19 protein-coding genes and 2 pseudogenes are annotated in these 18,577 nt (G+C 72.0%); 10 read left to right on the top strand and 11 right to left on the bottom strand.

The features are described from left to right. Positions 1-69 precede the first annotated feature (69 nt). Entirely contained in the window at positions 70-1,062 is a 993-nt protein-coding gene (gene ligD / locus KIK05_RS36435) for a non-homologous end-joining DNA ligase (protein WP_214415405.1), read from the top strand. A gap of 203 nt (positions 1,063-1,265) precedes the next feature. Continuing rightward, positions 1,266-1,652 (top strand): DoxX family protein, encoded by a 387-nt coding sequence (locus tag KIK05_RS36430; RefSeq protein ID WP_214415404.1) that lies wholly within the window; start codon positions 1,266-1,268, stop codon positions 1,650-1,652. A 21-nt stretch (positions 1,653-1,673) separates the two neighbouring features. Here KIK05_RS36430 and KIK05_RS36425 read toward each other — a convergent pair whose 3' ends face one another. Together KIK05_RS36425 and KIK05_RS36420 are read right to left on the bottom strand one after the other, a co-directional pair. Next, positions 1,674-1,862: a transposase gene (locus KIK05_RS36425; RefSeq protein ID WP_214415403.1), complete on the bottom strand. Its 189-nt coding sequence runs from the start codon at positions 1,860-1,862 to the stop codon at positions 1,674-1,676. A 54-nt stretch (positions 1,863-1,916) separates the two neighbouring features. After that, positions 1,917-3,596, bottom strand: a complete 1,680-nt coding sequence (locus KIK05_RS36420; protein ID WP_214415402.1) for an AMP-binding protein — start codon at positions 3,594-3,596, stop codon at positions 1,917-1,919. Positions 3,597-3,711: 115 nt separating this feature from the next. Between KIK05_RS36420 and KIK05_RS36415 the strand changes: the two genes are divergently transcribed. The 3 genes from KIK05_RS36415 (at position 3,712) to KIK05_RS36405 (ending at position 6,679) form a co-directional block, all read left to right on the top strand. Next, positions 3,712-4,665 (top strand): helix-turn-helix transcriptional regulator, encoded by a 954-nt coding sequence (locus KIK05_RS36415; RefSeq protein WP_308250258.1) that lies wholly within the window; start codon positions 3,712-3,714, stop codon positions 4,663-4,665. Positions 4,666-4,776: 111 nt separating this feature from the next. After that, positions 4,777-5,856, top strand: coding sequence for a serine hydrolase domain-containing protein (locus tag KIK05_RS36410; protein WP_214415400.1), 1,080 nt, complete (start codon positions 4,777-4,779; stop codon positions 5,854-5,856). A gap of 145 nt (positions 5,857-6,001) precedes the next feature. Continuing rightward, positions 6,002-6,679, top strand: a complete 678-nt coding sequence (locus tag KIK05_RS36405) for a hypothetical protein (RefSeq protein WP_214415399.1) — start codon at positions 6,002-6,004, stop codon at positions 6,677-6,679. 636 nt (positions 6,680-7,315) lie between these two features. Here KIK05_RS36405 and KIK05_RS36400 read toward each other — a convergent pair. Continuing rightward, positions 7,316-7,666 carry a winged helix-turn-helix transcriptional regulator gene (locus KIK05_RS36400; RefSeq protein WP_214415398.1) on the bottom strand — a complete coding sequence of 117 codons (351 nt, stop codon included), beginning with the start codon at positions 7,664-7,666 and terminating at the stop codon, positions 7,316-7,318. Positions 7,667-7,695: 29 nt separating this feature from the next. On the opposite strand from KIK05_RS36400, the gene KIK05_RS36395 reads away from it, so the two are divergent. Next, on the top strand, positions 7,696-8,577 hold the full coding sequence (locus tag KIK05_RS36395) for an NAD(P)-dependent oxidoreductase (protein WP_250564035.1): 882 nt from the start codon (positions 7,696-7,698) through the stop codon (positions 8,575-8,577). Here the strand turns inward: KIK05_RS36395 and KIK05_RS36390 are convergent. The 4 genes and pseudogenes from KIK05_RS36390 to KIK05_RS36380 form a co-directional block, all read right to left on the bottom strand. Then, complete coding sequence (locus tag KIK05_RS36390) at positions 8,552-8,701, bottom strand: hypothetical protein (protein WP_250564034.1); 150 nt, start codon at positions 8,699-8,701, stop codon at positions 8,552-8,554. The two genes, KIK05_RS36395 and KIK05_RS36390, sit on opposite strands and share 26 nt — an antisense overlap. After that, positions 8,702-8,758, bottom strand: a pseudogene (locus KIK05_RS49570) (pentapeptide repeat-containing protein); the annotation flags it as partial. It lies immediately after the preceding gene. 144 nt (positions 8,759-8,902) lie between these two features. Then, a complete protein-coding gene (locus KIK05_RS36385) occupies positions 8,903-9,784 on the bottom strand; it encodes an aldo/keto reductase (protein WP_214415396.1) in 882 nt (293 codons plus the stop codon). Then, a complete protein-coding gene (locus KIK05_RS36380; protein WP_214415395.1) occupies positions 9,775-10,668 on the bottom strand; it encodes an NAD-dependent epimerase/dehydratase family protein in 894 nt (297 codons plus the stop codon). Before KIK05_RS36380 ends, KIK05_RS36385 begins: the two co-directional genes overlap by 10 nt. Before the next feature lie 71 nt (positions 10,669-10,739). Between KIK05_RS36380 and KIK05_RS36375 the strand changes: the two genes are divergently transcribed. After that, positions 10,740-11,741, top strand: a complete 1,002-nt coding sequence (locus tag KIK05_RS36375; RefSeq protein ID WP_214415394.1) for a LysR family transcriptional regulator — start codon at positions 10,740-10,742, stop codon at positions 11,739-11,741. A 238-nt stretch (positions 11,742-11,979) separates the two neighbouring features. Then, a pseudogene (locus KIK05_RS36370) lies at positions 11,980-12,237 on the top strand (IS481 family transposase); the annotation flags it as partial. 170 nt (positions 12,238-12,407) lie between these two features. On the opposite strand, the gene KIK05_RS36365 reads toward KIK05_RS36370, so the two are convergent. Both KIK05_RS36365 and KIK05_RS36360 read right to left on the bottom strand, forming a co-directional pair. Then, entirely contained in the window at positions 12,408-13,655 is a 1,248-nt protein-coding gene (locus KIK05_RS36365; RefSeq protein WP_214415467.1) for a class I SAM-dependent RNA methyltransferase, read from the bottom strand. Between the two features lie 14 nt (positions 13,656-13,669). Beyond that, positions 13,670-15,682 (bottom strand): APC family permease, encoded by a 2,013-nt coding sequence (locus tag KIK05_RS36360; protein ID WP_214415393.1) that lies wholly within the window; start codon positions 15,680-15,682, stop codon positions 13,670-13,672. A gap of 265 nt (positions 15,683-15,947) precedes the next feature. On the opposite strand from KIK05_RS36360, the gene KIK05_RS36355 reads away from it, so the two are divergent. Together KIK05_RS36355 and KIK05_RS36350 are read left to right on the top strand one after the other, a co-directional pair. Next, positions 15,948-16,616, top strand: a complete 669-nt coding sequence (locus KIK05_RS36355; protein ID WP_214415392.1) for a potassium channel family protein — start codon at positions 15,948-15,950, stop codon at positions 16,614-16,616. Continuing rightward, positions 16,616-17,308, top strand: a complete 693-nt coding sequence (locus KIK05_RS36350) for a potassium channel family protein (RefSeq protein ID WP_214415391.1) — start codon at positions 16,616-16,618, stop codon at positions 17,306-17,308. The genes KIK05_RS36355 and KIK05_RS36350 overlap by 1 nt, the downstream gene beginning before the upstream one ends. Positions 17,309-17,368: 60 nt before the next feature. Here KIK05_RS36350 and KIK05_RS36345 read toward each other — a convergent pair whose 3' ends face one another. Beyond that, positions 17,369-18,052: a DUF3159 domain-containing protein gene (locus KIK05_RS36345; RefSeq protein WP_214415466.1), complete on the bottom strand. Its 684-nt coding sequence runs from the start codon at positions 18,050-18,052 to the stop codon at positions 17,369-17,371. 104 nt (positions 18,053-18,156) lie between these two features. Continuing rightward, entirely contained in the window at positions 18,157-18,549 is a 393-nt protein-coding gene (locus KIK05_RS36340) for an OB-fold nucleic acid binding domain-containing protein (protein ID WP_214415390.1), read from the bottom strand. Positions 18,550-18,577 lie beyond the last annotated feature (28 nt).

Raw genomic sequence — 18,577 nt, 5'->3', positions numbered from 1 at the left:
CAGCCCGGACATTTCTCCGGGGTGCCGTAGGGGTTCGTAAGAACCCCGGCAGCGGGTAAGAAAACGCCCATGGGGGGACTTCCTACCTACTCTCCGATGCTCGCCCAGCTCGGGCCGCTGCCGCCGCCGGGCGAGGACGACGCGTGGGGACACGAGATGAAGTGGGACGGGGTGCGCGCCCTGGCGTACATCGAGGACGCCGCCCTGCGCCTCATCTCGCGCAACGGCAAGGAGGTCACCGTCGCCTACCCCGAGCTGTACCCCCTGGCGGGCGCGGTCGGCGGCCACGACGTCGTCCTGGACGGGGAGATCGTCGCCTTCGACGAGGCCGGCCGCCCGAGCTTCTCGGCCCTGCAGCCCCGCATGCACCAGCGGCGCGAGGAGCGGGTGCGGCGGCTGGCGCGGACGGTGCCGGTGACGTACATGCTGTTCGACGTGCTGCACATCGGCTCGGAGCCCTCGATCGCCCTGCCGTACGTCCGGCGCAGGGAACTGCTGGAGAGCGTCGTGTCGACCGGCGCCCGGTGGCAGATCCCGGCCTGGTTCCAGGACGACGGCGCGCACGCGATGGAGCTCAGCCGGCGGCTCGGGATGGAGGGGATCGTCTCCAAGCGCCTCCAGTCGCCCTACCGGCCCGGCCGCAGGACACCGGAGTGGACCAAGGTCAAGAACTTCCGCGCGCAGGAGGTCGTGATCGGGGGCTGGACCCCGGGGCAGGGCCGCCGGTCGTCCACGATCGGCTCGCTGCTGCTCGGCGTCCACGAGAACACCCGCCTGGTGTACGCGGGCAACGTCGGCACCGGGTTCACCGAGGAGACGCTGCGCGAGCTCGGCGAGATCCTCGCCCCGCTGGAGCGCCCGGCCTCGCCGTTCGACGGCCCCGTGCCGCGTGAGCAGGCCCGTCACGCCCACTGGGTGGATCCGGCGCTGGTGGGAGAGGTCCAGTACGCCGAGTGGACCCCCGACGGCCGCCTCCGCCACCCCTCCTGGCGGGGGCTGCGCGACGACAAGTCCCCCGAGAACATCACCCGCGAGGGCGAACCGCCCCAGCTCGCCGGCTGAGCCGGCGGCGGGGTGACACTCCAGGCGGTCCGCTTCGCACGGCATGTCACACTTCCCGGCCCGGGAGGCTCTCAGGGATCGGTGAAGCGGGCGGCACCGCCGGCCACGCCCCTCCAGGCGTGCGGCCACGGGGCCGTCCCGCGGACCTGACCGGTTCCACGGCCGTGGCCCCGGGCCCAACGGCGTCCACTCCCGGAGTTCGCATGTCGATCGCCTACATCGTCACCGCCCTCGTCACCGCCGCGGCCAACAGCTTCTCCGGCTTCGCCGCGATGACCCGTCTCGAGCCGATCATGCGGACGCTACGCCCCTCGTTGCGGAAGGCGGGCGTGCCCGAGACCTGGCTCGTCTTCCCGATCGGCGCGCTCAAGGCCGCCGGTGCCCTCGGGGTGGCGCTCGGGCTGCTCGGCGTACCGCTGGTCGGCACCGCCGCCGCGGCCGGCCTCGTCCTCTACTTCGTCTGCGCCCTCTACACCCACCTGCGGGTCGGCGACTTCTCGCCGCAGTTCTACCTGGCGATCGTGTTCCTCGCCCTGGCCGTGGCCACGCTCGCCCTGGACCCCGCACTGATCGTGGTCCCCACCGCCTGATCGGCCCCCGCACCGACCGGCCTACCAGGCGGTGCCGGGCGGGAAGGGGATCAGCTCGACGAGGTCGTCCAGGTCGACGTGCCGGGCGACCTCCGTCACCGAACCGCAGTAGGCGACCAGGAAGCCGTACTGCCGCACCCGCAGCAGCGCCCGTCCGTCCAGCCTGATCGCCTCGACCTCGAACCCTCTGCTCCCCACCCACCGCGACATGCGGGAAGAATAGGAAACCGCACGTCAAAGGCCAGCAAAGTCACTCCGCCGGGTTCACCGGAAGTCCTCCTCGAGGTACTCGCCGGACGGGCGCGTCCGCGGGCCGTCGTGCTCGTGCTCCTCGCGGCCGCGCAGCTCGGTCCGGCGGATCTTGCCCGAGATGGTCTTCGGCAGGTCCGCGAACTCCAGCCGCCTGATCCGCTTGAACGGCGCGAGGTGCTCGCGGCTGTGCGCGAAGATCGCCGCCGCCGTCGCGGCGTCCGGCTCCCACCCGGGGGCGAGCACGACGTACGCCTTGGGCACCGCCAGGCGCACCGGATCGGGGGACGGCACCACCGCCGCCTCCGCCACCGCCTCGTGCTCCAGCAGGACGCTCTCCAGCTCGAAGGGCGAGATCCGGTAGTCGGAGGCCTTGAACACGTCGTCGGTGCGGCCGACGTAGGTGAGGTGGCCGTCGGCGTCCCGCGAGGCCAGGTCGCCGGTGTGGTACAGCCCGCCCGCCATGGCCGCGCCGGTGAGCCCGGCGTCGCCGTGGTACCCGGTCATGAGGCCGAGCGGCCCGGACGACAGGTCGAGGCACAGCTCCCCGTCGTCGCCGGCGGCGCCGGTCACGGGATCGGCCAGCACCACGGTGTACCCGGGCAGCGGACGGCCCATGGAGCCGGGCTTGACCGGCTGGCCGGGCGGGTTGCCGACCTGCGCCGTCGTCTCCGTCTGCCCGAATCCGTCGCGGATCGTCACCCCCCACGCCGCCGAGACCTGCTCGATCACCTCCGGGTTGAGCGGTTCCCCCGCGCCGACGACCTTGCGCGGGGGCGTGCGCAGCAGGGTGAGGTCGGCCTGGATCAGCATCCGCCACACCGTGGGCGGGGCGCAGAAGCTCGTCACGCCGCAGCGGTCCATCTCGGCCATCAGCCGGGCGGGGTCGAACCGGGCGTAGTTGAACACGAAGACGGTCGCCTCGGCGTTCCAGGGGGCGAACACGCTGCTCCAGGCGTGCTTGGCCCAGCCCGGCGAGGAGATGTTCAGATGGACGTCCCCCGGCTGCAGGCCGATCCAGTACATCGTGGACAGATGCCCCACCGGGTAGGAGGCGTGGGTGTGCTCCACCAGCTTGGGCCGCGCGGTCGTGCCCGAGGTGAAGTAGAGCAGCATCGGGTCGTCCGCCCTGGTCACACCGTCGGGCTCGAAGGCGCCCTCCGCCCGGTACGCCTCGGCGTAGCCCACCCAGCCGTCCACCGGCTCCCCCACGACGATCCGGGTGTAGTCGCCGGCCGGGAACTTGCCGGTCTCGCCGGACGCCGTCACCACGTGCCGGACACCGCCCCGCTCGAGGCGGTCGGCGACGTCCGCCGGGCCGAGCAGCGGCGTCGCCGGGATGATCACGGCGCGGAGCTTCATCGCGGCCAGGATCGTCTCCCACAGCTCCACCTGGTTGCCCAGCATCAGCAGCAGCCGGTCCCCCGGCCGTACGCCCTGGGCGCGCAGGTGACCGGCCACCTGGTCGGAGCGGCGCGACAGCTCCGCGAACGACCACCGCCGCTCGGATCCGTCGGCCTCGACGATCCACAGCGCCGTCCGGTCGTTGCCGCGGGCGATCACGTCGAACCAGTCGAGCGCCCAGTTGAACTCCGTCAGGCCCGGCCACCGGAACTTCTCGTACGCCATGGCGTAGTCCTCCCGGTGAGCGAGCAGGAAGTCACGGGCTGCCCTGAAGGCCTCGGCGCCGGCCATCGCGTATTCCTCCTGGTAGCCGCACGGCTACGGCTCTTGTAGGGTGATTTTCACGTGATTTTCACGTCCGTGAGCGACGTCTCACCACCCCCGGATGGGGGGAGGAGATGATGTGGTGCCCCTCGTTCCCGCCATTCCCCCGAGCGAATCCGACCACGTCCGCGACGCCCTCCTGACCCTGCGCCGGGCGACCGGACTGCCGGTGGCCTTCGCCGGGGCCGTCCTCGGAGGCGGGGCCCAGATGCGGCTCGGCGAGCTGATCGGCACCACCACCGGGTCGCTGCGCGGGCTGGTCGTCACCTCCGGGTTCGGGCTCGGCGGCAAGGCGTTCGCGCTGGGACGCCCGCTGGCCGTGTCCGACTACCAGGCCGCCCGCACGATCAGCCACGAGTACGACGGCGCCGTCTCGGCCGAGGGGCTGCGGTCGGTGCTGGCCGTGCCCGTCGTCGTACGGCGGGTGGTCCGCGCCGTCCTCTACGGTGCCACCCGGGAGCCGCTGGCGTTCGGCGACCGGGTGATCTCGGCGGCGATCGAGGGGGCGCGGCAGCTCGAGCAGGACCTCGTGGTCCGCGACGAGGCCCGGCGCATGCTCGCGGCCCTCGCCGCGCACCGGGACACCGATGCCACCCGGAGAGCCGATCTCCTCGAGGCCGGGGTCCACCCCGGGGACGGCGGATCCGCCGGGACGGCCGGTTCTCCGCCGGGCGCCGAGTCTCCCGGGAGCGCCGAGTGGGAGGAGGTCCGGCACGTCCACGCCGAGCTGCGCACCCTGGCCCAGCGCGTCCCCGATCCGGACCTCAGGCAGCGGCTGAGCGGCCTCACCGACCGGCTGGCCGCGGCGTCCCGCCCGGCCGGCTCGGCCACGCCGCCCGCCCTTCGCCTGTCCCCGAGAGAGACCGACGTGCTGGCCTGCGTGGCGATCGGCTGCACGAACGCGGAGGCGGCCCGCCAGCTCGGCCTGCTCCCGGAGACGATCAAGAGCTACCTGCGCTCGGCGATGCGCAAACTCGGCGCCCACACCCGCCTCGAAGCCGTCACCACCGCCCGCCGCACCGGCCTGCTCCCGTAGTCGTGATGGTAGGGCTGTCCCTACCTCGAGAAGCCGGTAGGCGTTACTGATCTTGCGGGCCCGTCGGCCGAAGAATGTTCACATCACCAGCGAGTACATGGAGATGTGAACATGAAGAAGTATCTTGCCGCCGCGGCCGCCGCCGTCGTCCTGCTGGGTGCCGCCGCCTCGCCCGTCGCGGCCGCCTCGTCCGTTTCCGCCGGCGCGCACGAGAGCGTGCAGCGGCAGCTGGATCGCCTGACCACCCAGGACGGCCTGACGGGCGCGGTGCTGTCGGTGCGTGAGCGTGACGGCCGCACCAGGACGTGGACCTCGGGGACCGCCGAGCGTGGCACGGGCAAGCCGATGGTCGGCGGTGACGGGCGCTTCCGCACGGCCAGCGTCACCAAGTCGGTCACCGCGGTGACGGTGATGCGCCTGGTCGCCGACGGCAAGGTGGACCTGGACGAGCGGGTCGAGCACTACCTGCCCGGTTCGCTCCACGGCGCGCGGGTCACCGTCCGCCAGCTGCTGCAGCACACCAGCGGCCTGCCCGAGTACTTCGACCTGGTCGACTGGAGCAAGCCCGCCACCCCCGCCGACCACCTCGCCCTGGCCCTGACCCGCAAGCCCGTCGGCAAGCCGGGCGAGCGGTGGTTCTACTCCAACACCAACTACCTGGTGGCGGGCATGCTCATCGAGAAGGTGACCGGCAAGGACTTCCGGCAGGTCACCAAGGACGGCGTGCTCAAGGGCCTGCGCGGCACCTACTGGCCGAAGAACGGCGAGCTCGGCATCCGCGGCGAGCACGCCCACACGTACGGCGTCAGCCCGCTGAACCCGAAGGCCGGGGAGACCGACCTCACCCGGCTCCCCGGCCACGTCTTCGGAGCGGCCGGCGGCCTGGTCACCACCCCTGACGACCTGAACCGCTTCTGGCAGGCCGTCCCGGACCGGACGCTGCGCACGATGCTCGCCGGCGCGGTCCCCGCTTCGGACCCCAAGGGCAGCCACTACGGCCTCGGCCTCTACACCTATCCGCTGAGCTGCGGAACCGCCTGGATGCACGACGGCGGCCTGCCCGGCGTGCGGGTGCTCAGCGGACGCGTCCGGAACGGCAGGGCCGCGACCGTCTACGTCACGGGCACCCCGAAGAGCGACCAGCACCTGTTCTCCGCCCTCGACACCGCCCTCTGCGCACCATCCGCCTGAGGCATCTGTTCTCCGCCTCTGCTCACCGTCCGCCTGAGGCATCCAGCCGCTCACGCCGCCCGTGCACCGGCCCCGCCCGCGGGAGGAACCGCCCATCCGGCCGGCCGGTGCGATCTATGATGATCACACGGCAGCGAGGAGGGCGATGTCAGAGCAGACGCCGCAAGGCGAGGGGAACTCCGGCGGTTCAGGCCGCTCATCCCTCGTCCTGACCGTCGCCGGCCTGGTCGTCGCCGTCGTCAGCGCTCTCGCCGCCCTCATCGTCGTGCCGGAGATACGCACGATGCTCGGGCTGAGCAACGATCCCCCGTCATCGGCCCCGGCGGCTCCCCCGTCGCAGGCCCAGCACAGTGCGCCCCTTCCGGTCGGCTCCGGGACCGACGGGACGCCCCCCGCCACCCCTTCCCCGTCCCCGTCGCGCGCGTCCGGGGATGAGATCCGGTGGTCCGGTCCCCTGATCCTGACCTACGTCGACCTCGACACCGTCCCGCCCACGGTGCTGTCCAGCAACGACCGGGCCAGCGTCTGGGTCAACTACGGCTCGGACAAGAACGAGGTCTACGGGCTCAGGGGCGCGCTCTTCACGACGAACCCCACCGTCGCCCTCTGGGAGACCGCGGCCAAGCCCACCCGGGAACAGTGCACGGAGATGATCTCCACCCAGGGGACGGAGACCCTGCGGATCACCAGCGGCACTCGTTTCTGCGCCAGGACGGCCGGCGGCCGCACCGCCTTCGTCACCGTCAAGTCGTTCGACGATTCGAGGGAGGCCTACAAGGCCACCGCGACCGTCTGGGACGCCGTCTCCCCGGAGAACCAGTAGCCGCCGGGCTCGTCGACCGCCCGGACGGGCCGTGCCACGTCCGGCGGCCACCGGGACGGCGAACGCGGGCCGGGCCGCTCACACCGGCAGCTCCGACAGGCGGCGGGTCAGGTACTCGCTCACCGGGTCGCTGCCGGCCAGGCCGATCGCCGAACGGTAGGCGTCGGCCGCCTCGGTGTGGCGGCCGAGGCGGCGCGGCCATGGTCGCCTCCGGCACCAGGCACGCTCGGGCGATCTCCGCCGTGCTCATGCCCGCGACGGTGCGCAGCGTCAACGCCACCCTGGCCTCCAGCGCCAGGGCCGGATGACGGCAGGTGAACAGCAGACGCAGCCGGTCGTCGGGGAGACCGGTGCCGCCGTCCCCGTCCGGCTCCTCGACCGCCATCCGCTCCAGCTTGGCGGCCCATCTCCACTCCCACCTCTCACCACACCGCCCCTCGTAGGCGGCCTCACCCGGACGACGAACGAGAACCGGCCGGATGGACACTTCCGGGAACCCCGATCACGGCTCGCCGGGACGCCGCGCACCCCTGCCGGGGATGGCCACCTTTTTGTGCGTACTTGTCGGGGAGAGCGGGGCGGCGTGAAGCTTGGTCGTGGCGGTCGGGTCCGCGGAGATGGGAGGCCGGGGATGTCTCAGGAGACCTGCTCGGCCTCGGCCAGTTTCTCCAGGCGGCGGTGGCCCCAGTCGGAGAGAGGCTCCAACGCCGCGGAGAGTTCGCGGCCGAAGGCGGTCAGGGAGTACACGGTCTTGAGCGGCCGCTCATCGTGCACCTCCCGGTGGACCAGTCCATCGGCCTCCATCTCCCGCAGCGTCTGAGTCAGCACCTTCTCGGTGAGGCCCGGCAGCCGCCGGCGCATCTCACCGGGACGGTGCGGGCGGGTCTGCAGGAGCCACAGCAGCACCGTCTTCCATTTGCCGTCGATCACGGCGATGGCGGCGGTCACTCCGCACACGTTCCGGTCCTGGGCACGGCTGCGCGTCATTTCCCCCTCCATCCATGCAAGGAGTCGTCATGCACACCGAACAGTCTGCCGTCACCGTGCTCGGCCTCGGGCCGATGGGCCGGGCGCTCGCCGGCGCCTTCCTGGACGCCGGCCTGCGCACCACGGTCTGGAACCGGACGCCGGGCAAGGACCGGGAACCGGTCGAACGAGGCGCGGCCGGCGCCGGATCACCCGAGGCCGCCGTCGCCGCGAGCCCGCTGACCGTCGTCTGCGTGGTGAACTACGACGCGGCGGACGCCGTCCTGCGGGACGAGGCGGTCACCGGCGCGCTCAAGGGGCGCACGGTGGTGAACCTGACCGCCGACACCCCTGACCGGGCCCGGGACACCGCGGCCTGGACCGCCGAGCACGGCATCGGGTACCTGGACGGCGCCATCATGACGCCGGCCACCACCATCGGGACGCCGGCGGCGGCGTTCCTGTACAGCGGCCCGGCCGAGCTCTACCGGGAGCACCGGGCGGTGCTGGACGCGCTGGGCGGCACCCACACCCACCTCGGCGAGGAGATCGGCCGGGCGGCCGCCTACGACATCGCGCTGCTCGACATCTTCTGGACGGCGATGGCGGGGTACGCGCACGCGCTGGCGGTGGCGAGGGCCGAGGGGATCAGCGCGCGGGAGCTGGCGCCGTTCGCCAGGGGCATCGGGGCGATCCTTCCCCCGATCTTCCAGCAGGGCGCCGAGGAGGTCGACAGCGGCAGGTACTCGGGCGAGGGCAACCCGATCACCTCGGCGGTGTCGTCCATGGCCCACATCGTCCACACCTCCGAGGGCCACGGCATCGAGGCCGGCGTGATGCGCGCGGCCGAAGGCCTGGCGCGCCGCGCCATCGGCCGGGGGCACGGCACCGACGGTTTCCTCCGGATCACCGAGATCCTCGCCCCCCGCTGAGCCCTGGTCGCTCCTCGATGGTGACGCCCATGGCGCTCGCCAGGGTGTGCACCAGGCTCTGCGCGTCGCGGCTGCTGAGGGTCGCGCCCCTGAGGCTGGTGACGCCGCCGATCCCCAGGAGCACGCAGTCGCTGAACCTCGCCCCCTCCAGCCGGGCGCCGGAGAACTGGGCGCCGGTCAGGTCTCAGCGTTCGAAGCGGACGCAGCCGGCGGCCTCTCCTGTCAAGGATCCTGGGGGCGGCCGAATCCGGTCGATCGCCGGGCCCGCCGCGCCTGCCCGCCGAGCCGGCCCAGGTCTTCGAGGCCGTGGAGCTCGATGACGGGGTCAGGGCCTGCGGTTCAGCCTCGCGAGCTCCTCGGGGGTGAGCGTCAGGTCGCCCGCCGCCGCCGAGTCGCGGACGGACTCGGGGCGGGTGGCGCCGGGGATCGGGATGACGTGGGGGCCGGCGGCGAGGTGCCAGGCGAGGCACACCCGCTGCGGGCTGACGCCCCGTTCCCGGGCGATCTCGTGGAAGGGGGTACGCCCGGCCGCCTGAGCCGGAGCGGGCTCGCCCTTCTCCAGGGCGCTGAGCGCGATGCCGCCGAGAGGGCTCCAGGGCAGGAAGGCGAGGCCGAGTTCGGCGCAGAGCCGCAGTTCGGGTTCGCCGTCGCGGACGGCGGGCGAGTACCGGTTCTGCACCGAGACCAGCCCCTCCCCCAGCTCCCGCCGCGCCAGCCGGATCTGCGCGGCGTCGACGTTCGACACCCCCGCCATGCGGATCTTCCCCTGGTCGAGCAGGTCGCGTAGCGCGCCCACCGACTCGGCGAACGGGACCGCCGGGTCGGGCTTGTGCAACTGGTAGAGCCCGATGGCGTCGGTGCCGAGCCGCTTGAGCGACGCCTCGCAGGCGGCCCTGAGGTGCCGGGGGTCGCCGTTCACCGTCCACGAGCCGTCGCCGGGACGTCCCCGGCCGCCCTTGGTGGCGATGAGGACGCCGGTGGTGTCGCCGCCGTACCTCGCCAGCGCGCGGGCGATGAGGAGCTCGTTGTGCCCGGCCTCCCCGGCGTGCCAGTGGTAGGAGTCGGCGGTGTCGATGAGCGTGACGCCGGCGTCGAGCGCCGCGTGGATCGTCGCGACGGCCCGGGTCTCGTCCGGCCTGCCCTCGATGGACAGGGGCATGGCGCCGAGCCCGACCGGGCCGGCGGGGACGTTTCCGATCAGACGCATGCCAGGGCCTCCGAGACGACGCGCGGCAGCCAGTCCGCGGTGTGCGAGAACGTGAATCCGAGCCGGGCCGCGCGTCCGTTGTCCATGCCGTAGGCGCGGTCGAAGGAGAACGGCGAGGGCCGTCCGTCCGTGGTGAGGACGGCGTGGCCGACCCCGGCGGCCGCCAGCGCCTCGCACAGGCCGGTGACGTCGAGCGGCCCGTCGGAGCAGGCGTTGACCGGCCCGGTGAAGGCGGACCGCGCGGCCCACACGAGGAAGTCGGCGATCTCCTGGTCGTTGATGAACGACGAGGGGCGCGGCGCGGGGTGTGCCACGATCGGGAGGCCTTCCGCGACGCGGGTGACGTAGTGGGCGAGCCGGCCGGTGAAGTCCTCACCACCCAGGACGTGGCCGGCGCGGACGCTCACGAAGCCGAACGCCGGCTCACCGGCGAGCACGGCCTCGGCCTGGCGCTTGCCCTCGCCGTAGTGCTCGTCGAGGAACGCCGGGTCGTCCCAGGGCAGGTCCATCCGGACCGGCTGGGCGGCGAGGTCGACGGCGTCCTCGGCCAGGGGCGTGCCGGTGGAGGCGTCGAGGGAGGAGTACACCTCGATGGTGGAGGTCATGACGTACCGCCGGGTGCGGCCCGCGAAGATCCGCCGCGCGACGGCCGCCTGGCGCGGGGTGTAGCAGACCTGGTCCAGCACCACGTCGAAGGCGCGGTCCGCGAGGGCGGCGCGCAGCCCTTCCTCGTCGTCGCGGTCGGCGAGGAGGTGGGTCACCCCCTCGGGGGCCGGTGAGGACCCCCGGTTCACGACGGTCACCGCGACGCCCTCGTCCCGCAGCCGCTCGACCACTCGTCTTCCGAAGTACCGGCTGCCGCCGATGACGCACACGCTGTTCATGAGGACAGCCTGGCGGGCCTATGGTCATCAGTGGTAGTGATGACTTGCTTAGGCCGTCGTTAGGAGAGCTGATGATCGATGTCCAGCGCCTGCGGGTGCTGCGCGAGGTGGCCCGGCACGGCAGCTTCAACCGGGCCGCCGCCGCGCTGCGCTTCACCCCCTCGGCCGTCTCACAGCAGATCGCCGCGCTGGAACGGGGCCTCGGCCTGGCCGTGGTCGAGCGCAGCACCCGGGGCGTGACGCTCACCGAGCCGGGCCGCATGCTGGTGGAGACCGCGGAGGCCATCGCGGCGGAGCTGACCGACGCCCAGGAACGCATCGACCGGCTCTCCCGTGACCGTGCCCATTTCACCGTCGCGACGTTCGCCAGCGGCGGGCGGCGGCTGCTGCCCTCCGCGCTGGCCCGGTTCGCCGCCGAGCACCCCGAGGTGGACCTGACGATCCTGGAGCGGGAGCCGGAGGACAGCCTGCCGCTCCTGCGGCAGGGCCTGGCCGACATCGCGCTGGCCTATCATTTCGACGGCCCGCCGCCCGCCCGTCCCGGCGACCGGTCCGGCCTCGACTGGACGGCGCTGCGGCCCGATCCGTTGCGGGTGGTGATGCCCCGCGCCCATCCGCTGGCCGGCCGCCCGAGCCTCCACCTGGCCGAACTGGCCGACGAACGCTGGGTGCTGGGCTGCCTGAAGACGGTCGGCCTGCTCGGGCACTACGCCACCCTGTCGGGGTTCGAGCTGCGCGTCTCCTGCAGCGCGACCGACTACATGTTCGCCCAGTCGCTGGTGTCGGCGGGCGTCGGCGTCGCCCTCATCCCCGAGATCGCCCTGATGGAGGCCCCCGATCTGGTCACCGTCCCGCTGGAGCCGCCGAGCCCGTCCCGCCACATCGGCGTCGCCACCACCCGCCGCCACCGCGGCGCCACACAGCCGTACGTCGACGCCTTCCTGCGGCTTCTGACCACCCCCGAGGAGAGTTCAGCGGTCCTCGCTGCTCGCCGACCTGCCCGAGGAGGGATCGCACAGGACGACGTATCCGTCACGGGAGAAGACTTCGCGGTATCCGCGCCGTCGCAGTAGTTCGACGTCCGCGATCTGATCCTGGATCGAATCGAACTGCGGCTGCTTGGCCTTGAGATCCGCCAGGATCCATGGGGCACGTTCGGGACGCGCCGCGGTCTTCGCCGCCCAGGCGACGACCTTCGTCCGAGCCGACAGGCTGGGGCCCAGCGCCCGATTAATGCCTGTATGGGATACTTAGATGGTCAGTGTCGCCACGGAGATCCTGTGTCGGACCGGTAGCCATCTCCGCCGCTCATGGCCAGCGCGAGCTCGCTACGGCGCAGCCGGCATGGCCGATCGTTCCAGCCGCCCGCACCACAGTCCCCGGCGTACCGCCACCCGTACCGAACGACGCATCATCAAAGTCCGCCTGGCCGCCACTGGGGACCAGCCCGGATCGCCTACCTGCTGCACCTCATCCACCGTGCACCGGGTCCTGGTCCGCTACCGGCCGGCCCGGATGTCCCACCTGCTCGGCGCCACCAGCACCGCGATCCGCCGCTACGAACGGGCGACACCCGATCGGCGGGGCGTTCGCATTTACGTGCAGGCAGGTGCCCATGCGCAGCGTGACACGGGCCAGGGCCATGATCGTGCGCAGAGTATGCGCAAAGATCTTGGAAGACCCTGGCCCACGCTGACCGACCGTGTCCCATCACGTGTGGCATAACTGCTGGTCAGGGCCTAGATCGCCTCTTTGACCAGGAGCGCCACACATTCGACGTGGTGGGTCATCGGGAAGGCGTCGAAGGCCCTCAGGTCGGCCAGGGGGTAGCCGCGTCCGGCGAACCAGGCCAGGTCGCGGGCCAGGGTGGCCGGGTCGCAGGAGACGTAGACGATGCGGGCGGCGTCCAGGCTCGCGACGCGGCTCACCACGTCCCGTCCCAGCCCGGTGCGCGGCGGGTCGGCGACCACCACGTCGGCCCGCTCGACGCCCAAGCGGTCGAGGGCGTCCTCGACCCGCCCGCGCTCGACCCGCGCCTGCGGAAGGTCGCGGAGGTTGTGGCGGGCGTCCTGCACCGCGCGCGCGTCGGACTCGATGCCGAGCACCGCCCCCTCGGCGCCGGTCGCCTCGGCGAGGCCGGCGGCGAACAGCCCGACGCCGCAGTACAGGTCGAGGGCCCAGTCTCCGGGACGCAGGGCGGCGAACTCCAGGACGGCGTCCAGCAGCACGGCGGGCGCTCCCGGGTGTACCTGCCAGAAGCCGCTGCCGGTGACCTGGAACTCCCGCTTGCCGACCCGCTCGGTGAGAGCGGTACGGCCCCGCACGGCCCGGACGTGGCCCCGGCCCTCGTCGACCAGGACGCCGGCCTCGGCGCCGAGCTCGGGCACCGCGACCGTGCGGTGGCCCTTCGGGGACACCACGACGGCCCGCTCCTTGGCGGAGGTCGCGATCGCCTCCACGCTCGCGGCGCCACGCCAGTTGCCGCCCTCGACGCCGACGCGTTCGACCTCCGGGTGGGCGATCAGGCAGGCGTCGACCGGCTCGATCTCGTGGGAGCGGTGGCGGCGCAGGCCCGGCACCCCTTCGGGGGTGACGGCGAACTGCACGCGGGTCCGCCAGTCGAGGCCGCCCCGGTCGCCGGGCACCGGTTCGACGTCGACCTTCATCTCGAGACCGGCCAGCCTCTGGAGCTGCTCGGCCACCACCTCGCCCTTCAGGCGGCGCTGGGCCTCGAGGGTGGCGTGCTGCCAGTCGCAGCCGCCGCACCGTCCGGGCCCGGCGAACGGGCACGGCGGCGTGACCCGGTCGGGCGAGGCGTCGAGGATCTCGATCGCGTCGGCCCGCAGGAAACGCGTGGTCTCGTCGGTCACCTCGGCCAGCACGCGCTCGCCGGGCAGGGCGTGACGGACGAAGACCACCCGTCCTTCGTGCCTGGCCACGCACCAGCCACCGTTGGCTACGCGCTCAACGTTCAGTTCGATCGGCACTCCGGTCCCCCCGCTCACGTCTTGACGTGGTCATCCTTACGCGCCTCAGCGTACGGCCGGCGCACCGAGCCGGGGGCGAACGACTCCTGCCGCCCCTTGAGCCTGTCGGAGGATTCGAGCTGCCACGGCACGCTCGTGACCATCACACCCGGCTGGAACAGCAGCCGCCCCTTCAGCCGCAGCGCGCTCTGGTTGTGCAGCAGGTGTTCCCACCAGTGGCCGACGACATACTCCGGGATGAACACCGTGACGACGTCCCGGGGGGACTTGCGGCGCAGTTTCTTGACGTATTCGAGCACCGGTCGGGTGATCTCGCGGTACGGCGAGTCGAGGATCTTCAGCGGCACCGGGATGCCGCGGTTCTCCCACTCCTGCTGGAGCTGCCTGGCCTCCTCAGGGTCGACGCTGACCGTGACGGCCTCCAGGGTGGAGGGGCGGGTGGCCTTGGCGTACGACAGGGCGCGCAGCGACGGCTTGTGGATCTTCGACAGCAGGACGATGGCGTGGTTCCTCGCCGGCATCATCGACTCGTCGACGTGCGAGTCCTCCGGCACCGCCAGCTCGGTGGCCACCTTGTCGTAGTGGCGCCGGACGCCGCGCATCATCATGAACAGCACGGCCATGGCGGCGCACGCGATCCAGGCGCCGTGGGTGAACTTCGTGACCAGGACGACCACCAGCACCAGCCCGGTCAGCATGGCGCCGAAGGTGTTGATCCCCCGGGAACGCATCATCTGCGCGCGCTTCTTGGGGTCGGTCTCGGCGCGCAACAGCCTGTTCCAGTGGCGGACCATGCCGACCTGGCTGATCGTGAACGACACGAAGACGCCGACGATGTACAGCTGCACCAGGCGGGTGGTCTCGGCCTGGAAGACGTAGATCAGCACGCCGGCCATGGCGGCGAGGATGACGATGCCGTTGCTGAACGCCAGCCGGTCGCCCCGGGTGTGCAACTGACGCGGCAGGTAGCGGTTCTGGGCGAGCACCGAGCCGAGCACCGGGAAGCCGTTGAAGGCGGTGTTGGCGGCCAGCATCAGGATCAGCGCGGTCATCGCCGCGATCACGTAGAACGCCGGGGTGAAGTTGCTGAAGACGGTGTGCGCAACCTGGGCGATCACCGGGTCGGGGTGGTCGACGGTGCGGCCGCTGGGGTCGACGAGCCGGCTGCCCTGGGACGGGTCGGCGAGCTTGGTGCCGGTGATGTAGGCCAGGGCCGTGATGCCGGCGAACATCGTGGCCGCCAGCACACCGAGGGCCAGCAGCGTGTTGGCGGCGTTCTTGCCCTTGGGCTTCTTGAAGGCCGGCACGCCGTTGCTGATGGCCTCCACGCCGGTGAGCGCGGCGCAGCCGGAGGAGAAGGCGCGCAGCAGCAGGAAGACCAGCGCGAAACCGGCGAGGCCGCTGCTCTGGCCGACGACCTGGTAGTCGGCCGTGGGGGCCCTGAGGTCGGCGCCGAACGCGAGCCGCAGGCCACCCCAGATCATCATCGCGAACACGCTGATCATGAAGGCGTAGGTCGGGATGGCGAAGGCGACGCCCGACTCCCTGATGCCCCGGAGGTTGACGACCGTCAGGAGGACGACGACGGCCAGCGCGGCGCCGACCTTGTGCTCGGCGAGGAAGGGGATGGCCGCGCCGATGTTCTCGATGCCGGAGGAGACCGACACGGCCACGGTGAGGACGTAGTCGACCATCAGGGCGCTGGCGACGGTCAGTCCGGCGTTGGAGCCGAGGTTGGTCGTGGCCACCTCGAAGTCACCGCCGCCGCTGGTGTACGCCCGGACGTTCTGCCGGTAGGACGCGACGACCGTCAGCAGGATCACCACGACGGCGGCGGCGAGCCAGGGCGTGAAGTGGTAGGCCGCCAGGCCGGCGGCGGCGAGCGTGATCAGGATTTCCTGAGGAGCGTACGCCACCGAGGAGAGCGCGTCACTGGCGAACACCGGCAACGCGATGCGCTTGGGGAGCAACTGCTCGTGTGCTTGCGCGCTTCGGAGGGCACGCCCCACGAGTAGTCGCTTCACCATATCTGCAACCTTGGCCACGAAGGACGATGCTAGTCGTCGCCCACCGTGCTCCCTACGCCACTCCTCGGTTTTCGGCAGGCCGGAACCTTCCTGGTCCGCCGAGCGGGGCACACGATCGGAAGCGCCGCGCAGATCACGCATATCAGGGGGCAAAACGGGGCACTCGCCCGATGACATCCGAGGGCATCGCCAGAACAGTCCATACTTGGGCTGGTAGCTGTATAACGTCCAGAAGTTGCCGCCTCAGAGCCAACGGCGGGGGAGCATGCATATCGTCATCATGGGATGCGGCCGGGTCGGCTCGACCCTCGCCCACATCCTCGAGGACAGCGGCCATTCGGTCGCGATCATCGACAGGGACCCGCAGGCGTTCCGCCGCCTGCGCGCGGGGTTCCGCGGGCGCCGCGTCACCGGCATCGGCTTCGACCGCGACGTGCTGGAGGAGGCCGGCATCGAGTCCGCCGGCGCCTACGTCGCGGTCAGCAGCGGCGACAACTCCAACATCATCTCCGCCCGGGTGGCGCGGGAGACGTTCGGGGTCGACAACGTGGTCGCCCGCATCTACGACCCCCGGCGGGCCGAGGTCTACCAGCGGCTCGGCATCCCGACGGTCGCCACGGTGCGGTGGACGGCCGACCAGATCCTCCGCCGGGTGCTCCCCGAGGGCGCCGAGCCGCTGTGGCGCGACCCCACGGGCGCGGTGGTCCTGGCCGAGGTGGCCTACCACCCGGGCTGGATCGGGAGCCTGGTCAGCGCGATCGAGGAGGCCGCGGGCGCCAGGGCCGCCTTCATCAACCGGATGGGCGAGGCCCTGCTGCCCAAGGACGACACCGTGCTGCAGGAGGGCGACATCCTGCACATGATCGCCGCCGAGAACGACATGGACCGCATCAACAAGGTGCTGTCCGGCGCACCCGAAGAGGAGTCTCACTGATGCGCGTCACGATCGCGGGCGCGGGGGCTGTCGGCCGTTCCATCGCCCAGGAGCTTCTGGAGAACGGCCACGAGGTCCTCCTCATCGACAGCGACCCCAAGGCCATCAAGATCGACAGCGTGCCGCGGGCCGAGTGGCTGCTGGCCGACGCCTGCGAGATCTCCTCCCTCGACGAGGCCGGGCTGAACAACTGCCACGTCATGATCGCCTCGACCGGCGACGACAAGGTCAACCTCGTGGTGTCGCTGCTGGCCAAGACCGAGTACGGCGTCCCCCGGGTGGTCGCCCGCATCAACCACCCGAAGAACGAGTGGCTGTTCAACGAGTCCTGGGGCGTCGACGTGGCGGTCTCCACGCCGCGCCTGCTGTCGGCCCTGGTCGAGGAGGCCGTCAGCGTCGGTGACCTGGTGCGCCTGATGACGTTCCGGCAGGGCCAGGCCAACCTCGTCGAGCTCACCCTCCCCGAGGACGCCCCCGTCGTCGGGCAGCGGGCCGGGTCGGTGCCCTGGCCGCAGGACGCCGCCCTGGTGGCGATCCTCCGCGAGGGCCGCGTCCTCGTGCCGTCCGACGACGACCCCCTGGAGGCGGGCGACGAGCTGCTGTTCGTGGCCAGCCAGGAGGTCGAGCAGGAGCTCGCCCACCTGCTCGCCCCGCACTCGCGCCCGTCGGAGCCGCGCGGCTCCGCCACCTGACCGGCGAGAACGGCGACGGCCCCGCGCATCGCGCGGGGCCGTTCGTGCTGAAGGAGGGGCTCAGGCGCCCGGAGTCGGCGTCCTGGCCGTGATCGGGGTGCGGCCCCTGGCCAGCACCCACACCATGGCGGCGAGCGCGGCGACCTGGAAGGGCCACCCGAGCACGACCTTGGCGACGCCGAGGGCGGCCACCTGGTCGGCGTAGTAGAGCGGCAGCTGGACGACCACCCGCAGCAGGCACGGCAGGATCAGCAGCCAGGTGAGCCGCGAGCACAGCCGGACGATGCCGGGGTCCTTGCGCCACCCGGTGGGGTCGCCGGTCATGGAGCCGATCAGGAACCCGACCACCGGCCAGCGCACGACGACCGACAGCACCATGGCCGCCGCGTAGGCGCCGTTGTAGAGGATGCCGGGCAGGAAGACGTCCTTGGCCGCGCCGGAGCGGGTGGCGAAGAACGCGCCGATGCCGATCGCGACGAGGCTGTTGAGGACGAACTGCGGCGTGGAGCGCTGGGCCAGCCGCACGATCAGCAGCAGGACCGCCACCCCGATGCTGATCATCAGCGAGGTCTTGAGCTGCTCGGTGACGATCCAGGTGATCGTGAACGCCACCGTGGGCACGGCCGCCTCGACGATGCCGCGCACGCCGCCGAGCGCCTTGGACAGCTGGGCCCGGACGGCGGCCTCCACGGTGTCGTGGGCGGCCTCCTCGGCGGCCACGGCGTCGGACGGCACCCCGCTCACCTCGGCCCCCTCGGGCCGGTCCGCAGGGGCGACCTCGTCGCCGGTGACTCGGTGGCGCGTCGACGCCTCATGCTGATCGGCCTCCTCGCCGGACGGGACCGCGGTCACTGGCCGCTCGCCGGCCGCAGTTCGTAGCGGGGGTTGAACATCACCTTACGGCCGTCCTGGATGCTGACCAGCCCTTCGGCGCGCACGACCCTGCCGGGTTCGATGCCGATGATCCTTCGGCGGCCGAGCCAGACCAGGTCGATGACGTCCGAACCGTCGTACAGCTCGGCCTCCAGGGACGGCACGCCGCCCCTGGGACGCAGGGTCACCGTCCGGAGGGTGCCCTTGACGCAGAACCTCTTGCGCTGGCCACAGGAGGCGATGGGCGTCGCCCCGTACCGGTCGAGGTCCTCCTGGAGCTCCTCGGCCTCCAGCTCGGCCTGGCTCTCGGTCAGCCGCCGTAGGAAGCCGCGCAGCCCGCGGCGTTTGACGGGCTCTGCCGTACTCATCTCTCGCTCACTCCTCGGGAGCCCTGTG

The sequence above is a fragment of the Sphaerisporangium fuscum genome, from assembly GCF_018531465.1.
Lineage (GTDB): Bacteria > Actinomycetota > Actinomycetes > Streptosporangiales > Streptosporangiaceae > Sphaerisporangium > Sphaerisporangium fuscum.
The sequence above is the reverse complement of the archived record's forward strand: the minus strand, read 5'-3'. Positions and strand labels throughout refer to the sequence as shown.

What these genes read in the sequence shown, in the direction of transcription:
- ligD (WP_214415405.1), top strand. Translation starts at nt 70, where the DNA reads ATGGGGGGACTTCCTACCTACTCTCCGATGCTCGCCCAGCTCGGGCCG.
- KIK05_RS36430 (WP_214415404.1), top strand. Translation starts at nt 1,266, where the DNA reads ATGTCGATCGCCTACATCGTCACCGCCCTCGTCACCGCCGCGGCCAAC.
- KIK05_RS36425 (WP_214415403.1), bottom strand. Translation starts at nt 1,862, where the DNA reads ATGTCGCGGTGGGTGGGGAGCAGAGGGTTCGAGGTCGAGGCGATCAGG.
- KIK05_RS36420 (WP_214415402.1), bottom strand. Translation starts at nt 3,596, where the DNA reads ATGGCCGGCGCCGAGGCCTTCAGGGCAGCCCGTGACTTCCTGCTCGCT.
- KIK05_RS36410 (WP_214415400.1), top strand. Translation starts at nt 4,777, where the DNA reads ATGAAGAAGTATCTTGCCGCCGCGGCCGCCGCCGTCGTCCTGCTGGGT.
- KIK05_RS36405 (WP_214415399.1), top strand. Translation starts at nt 6,002, where the DNA reads ATGTCAGAGCAGACGCCGCAAGGCGAGGGGAACTCCGGCGGTTCAGGC.
- KIK05_RS36400 (WP_214415398.1), bottom strand. Translation starts at nt 7,666, where the DNA reads ATGACGCGCAGCCGTGCCCAGGACCGGAACGTGTGCGGAGTGACCGCC.
- KIK05_RS36395 (WP_250564035.1), top strand. Translation starts at nt 7,696, where the DNA reads ATGCACACCGAACAGTCTGCCGTCACCGTGCTCGGCCTCGGGCCGATG.
- KIK05_RS36385 (WP_214415396.1), bottom strand. Translation starts at nt 9,784, where the DNA reads ATGCGTCTGATCGGAAACGTCCCCGCCGGCCCGGTCGGGCTCGGCGCC.
- KIK05_RS36380 (WP_214415395.1), bottom strand. Translation starts at nt 10,668, where the DNA reads ATGAACAGCGTGTGCGTCATCGGCGGCAGCCGGTACTTCGGAAGACGA.
- KIK05_RS36375 (WP_214415394.1), top strand. Translation starts at nt 10,740, where the DNA reads ATGATCGATGTCCAGCGCCTGCGGGTGCTGCGCGAGGTGGCCCGGCAC.
- KIK05_RS36360 (WP_214415393.1), bottom strand. Translation starts at nt 15,682, where the DNA reads ATGGTGAAGCGACTACTCGTGGGGCGTGCCCTCCGAAGCGCGCAAGCA.
- KIK05_RS36355 (WP_214415392.1), top strand. Translation starts at nt 15,948, where the DNA reads ATGCATATCGTCATCATGGGATGCGGCCGGGTCGGCTCGACCCTCGCC.
- KIK05_RS36350 (WP_214415391.1), top strand. Translation starts at nt 16,616, where the DNA reads ATGCGCGTCACGATCGCGGGCGCGGGGGCTGTCGGCCGTTCCATCGCC.
- KIK05_RS36340 (WP_214415390.1), bottom strand. Translation starts at nt 18,549, where the DNA reads ATGAGTACGGCAGAGCCCGTCAAACGCCGCGGGCTGCGCGGCTTCCTA.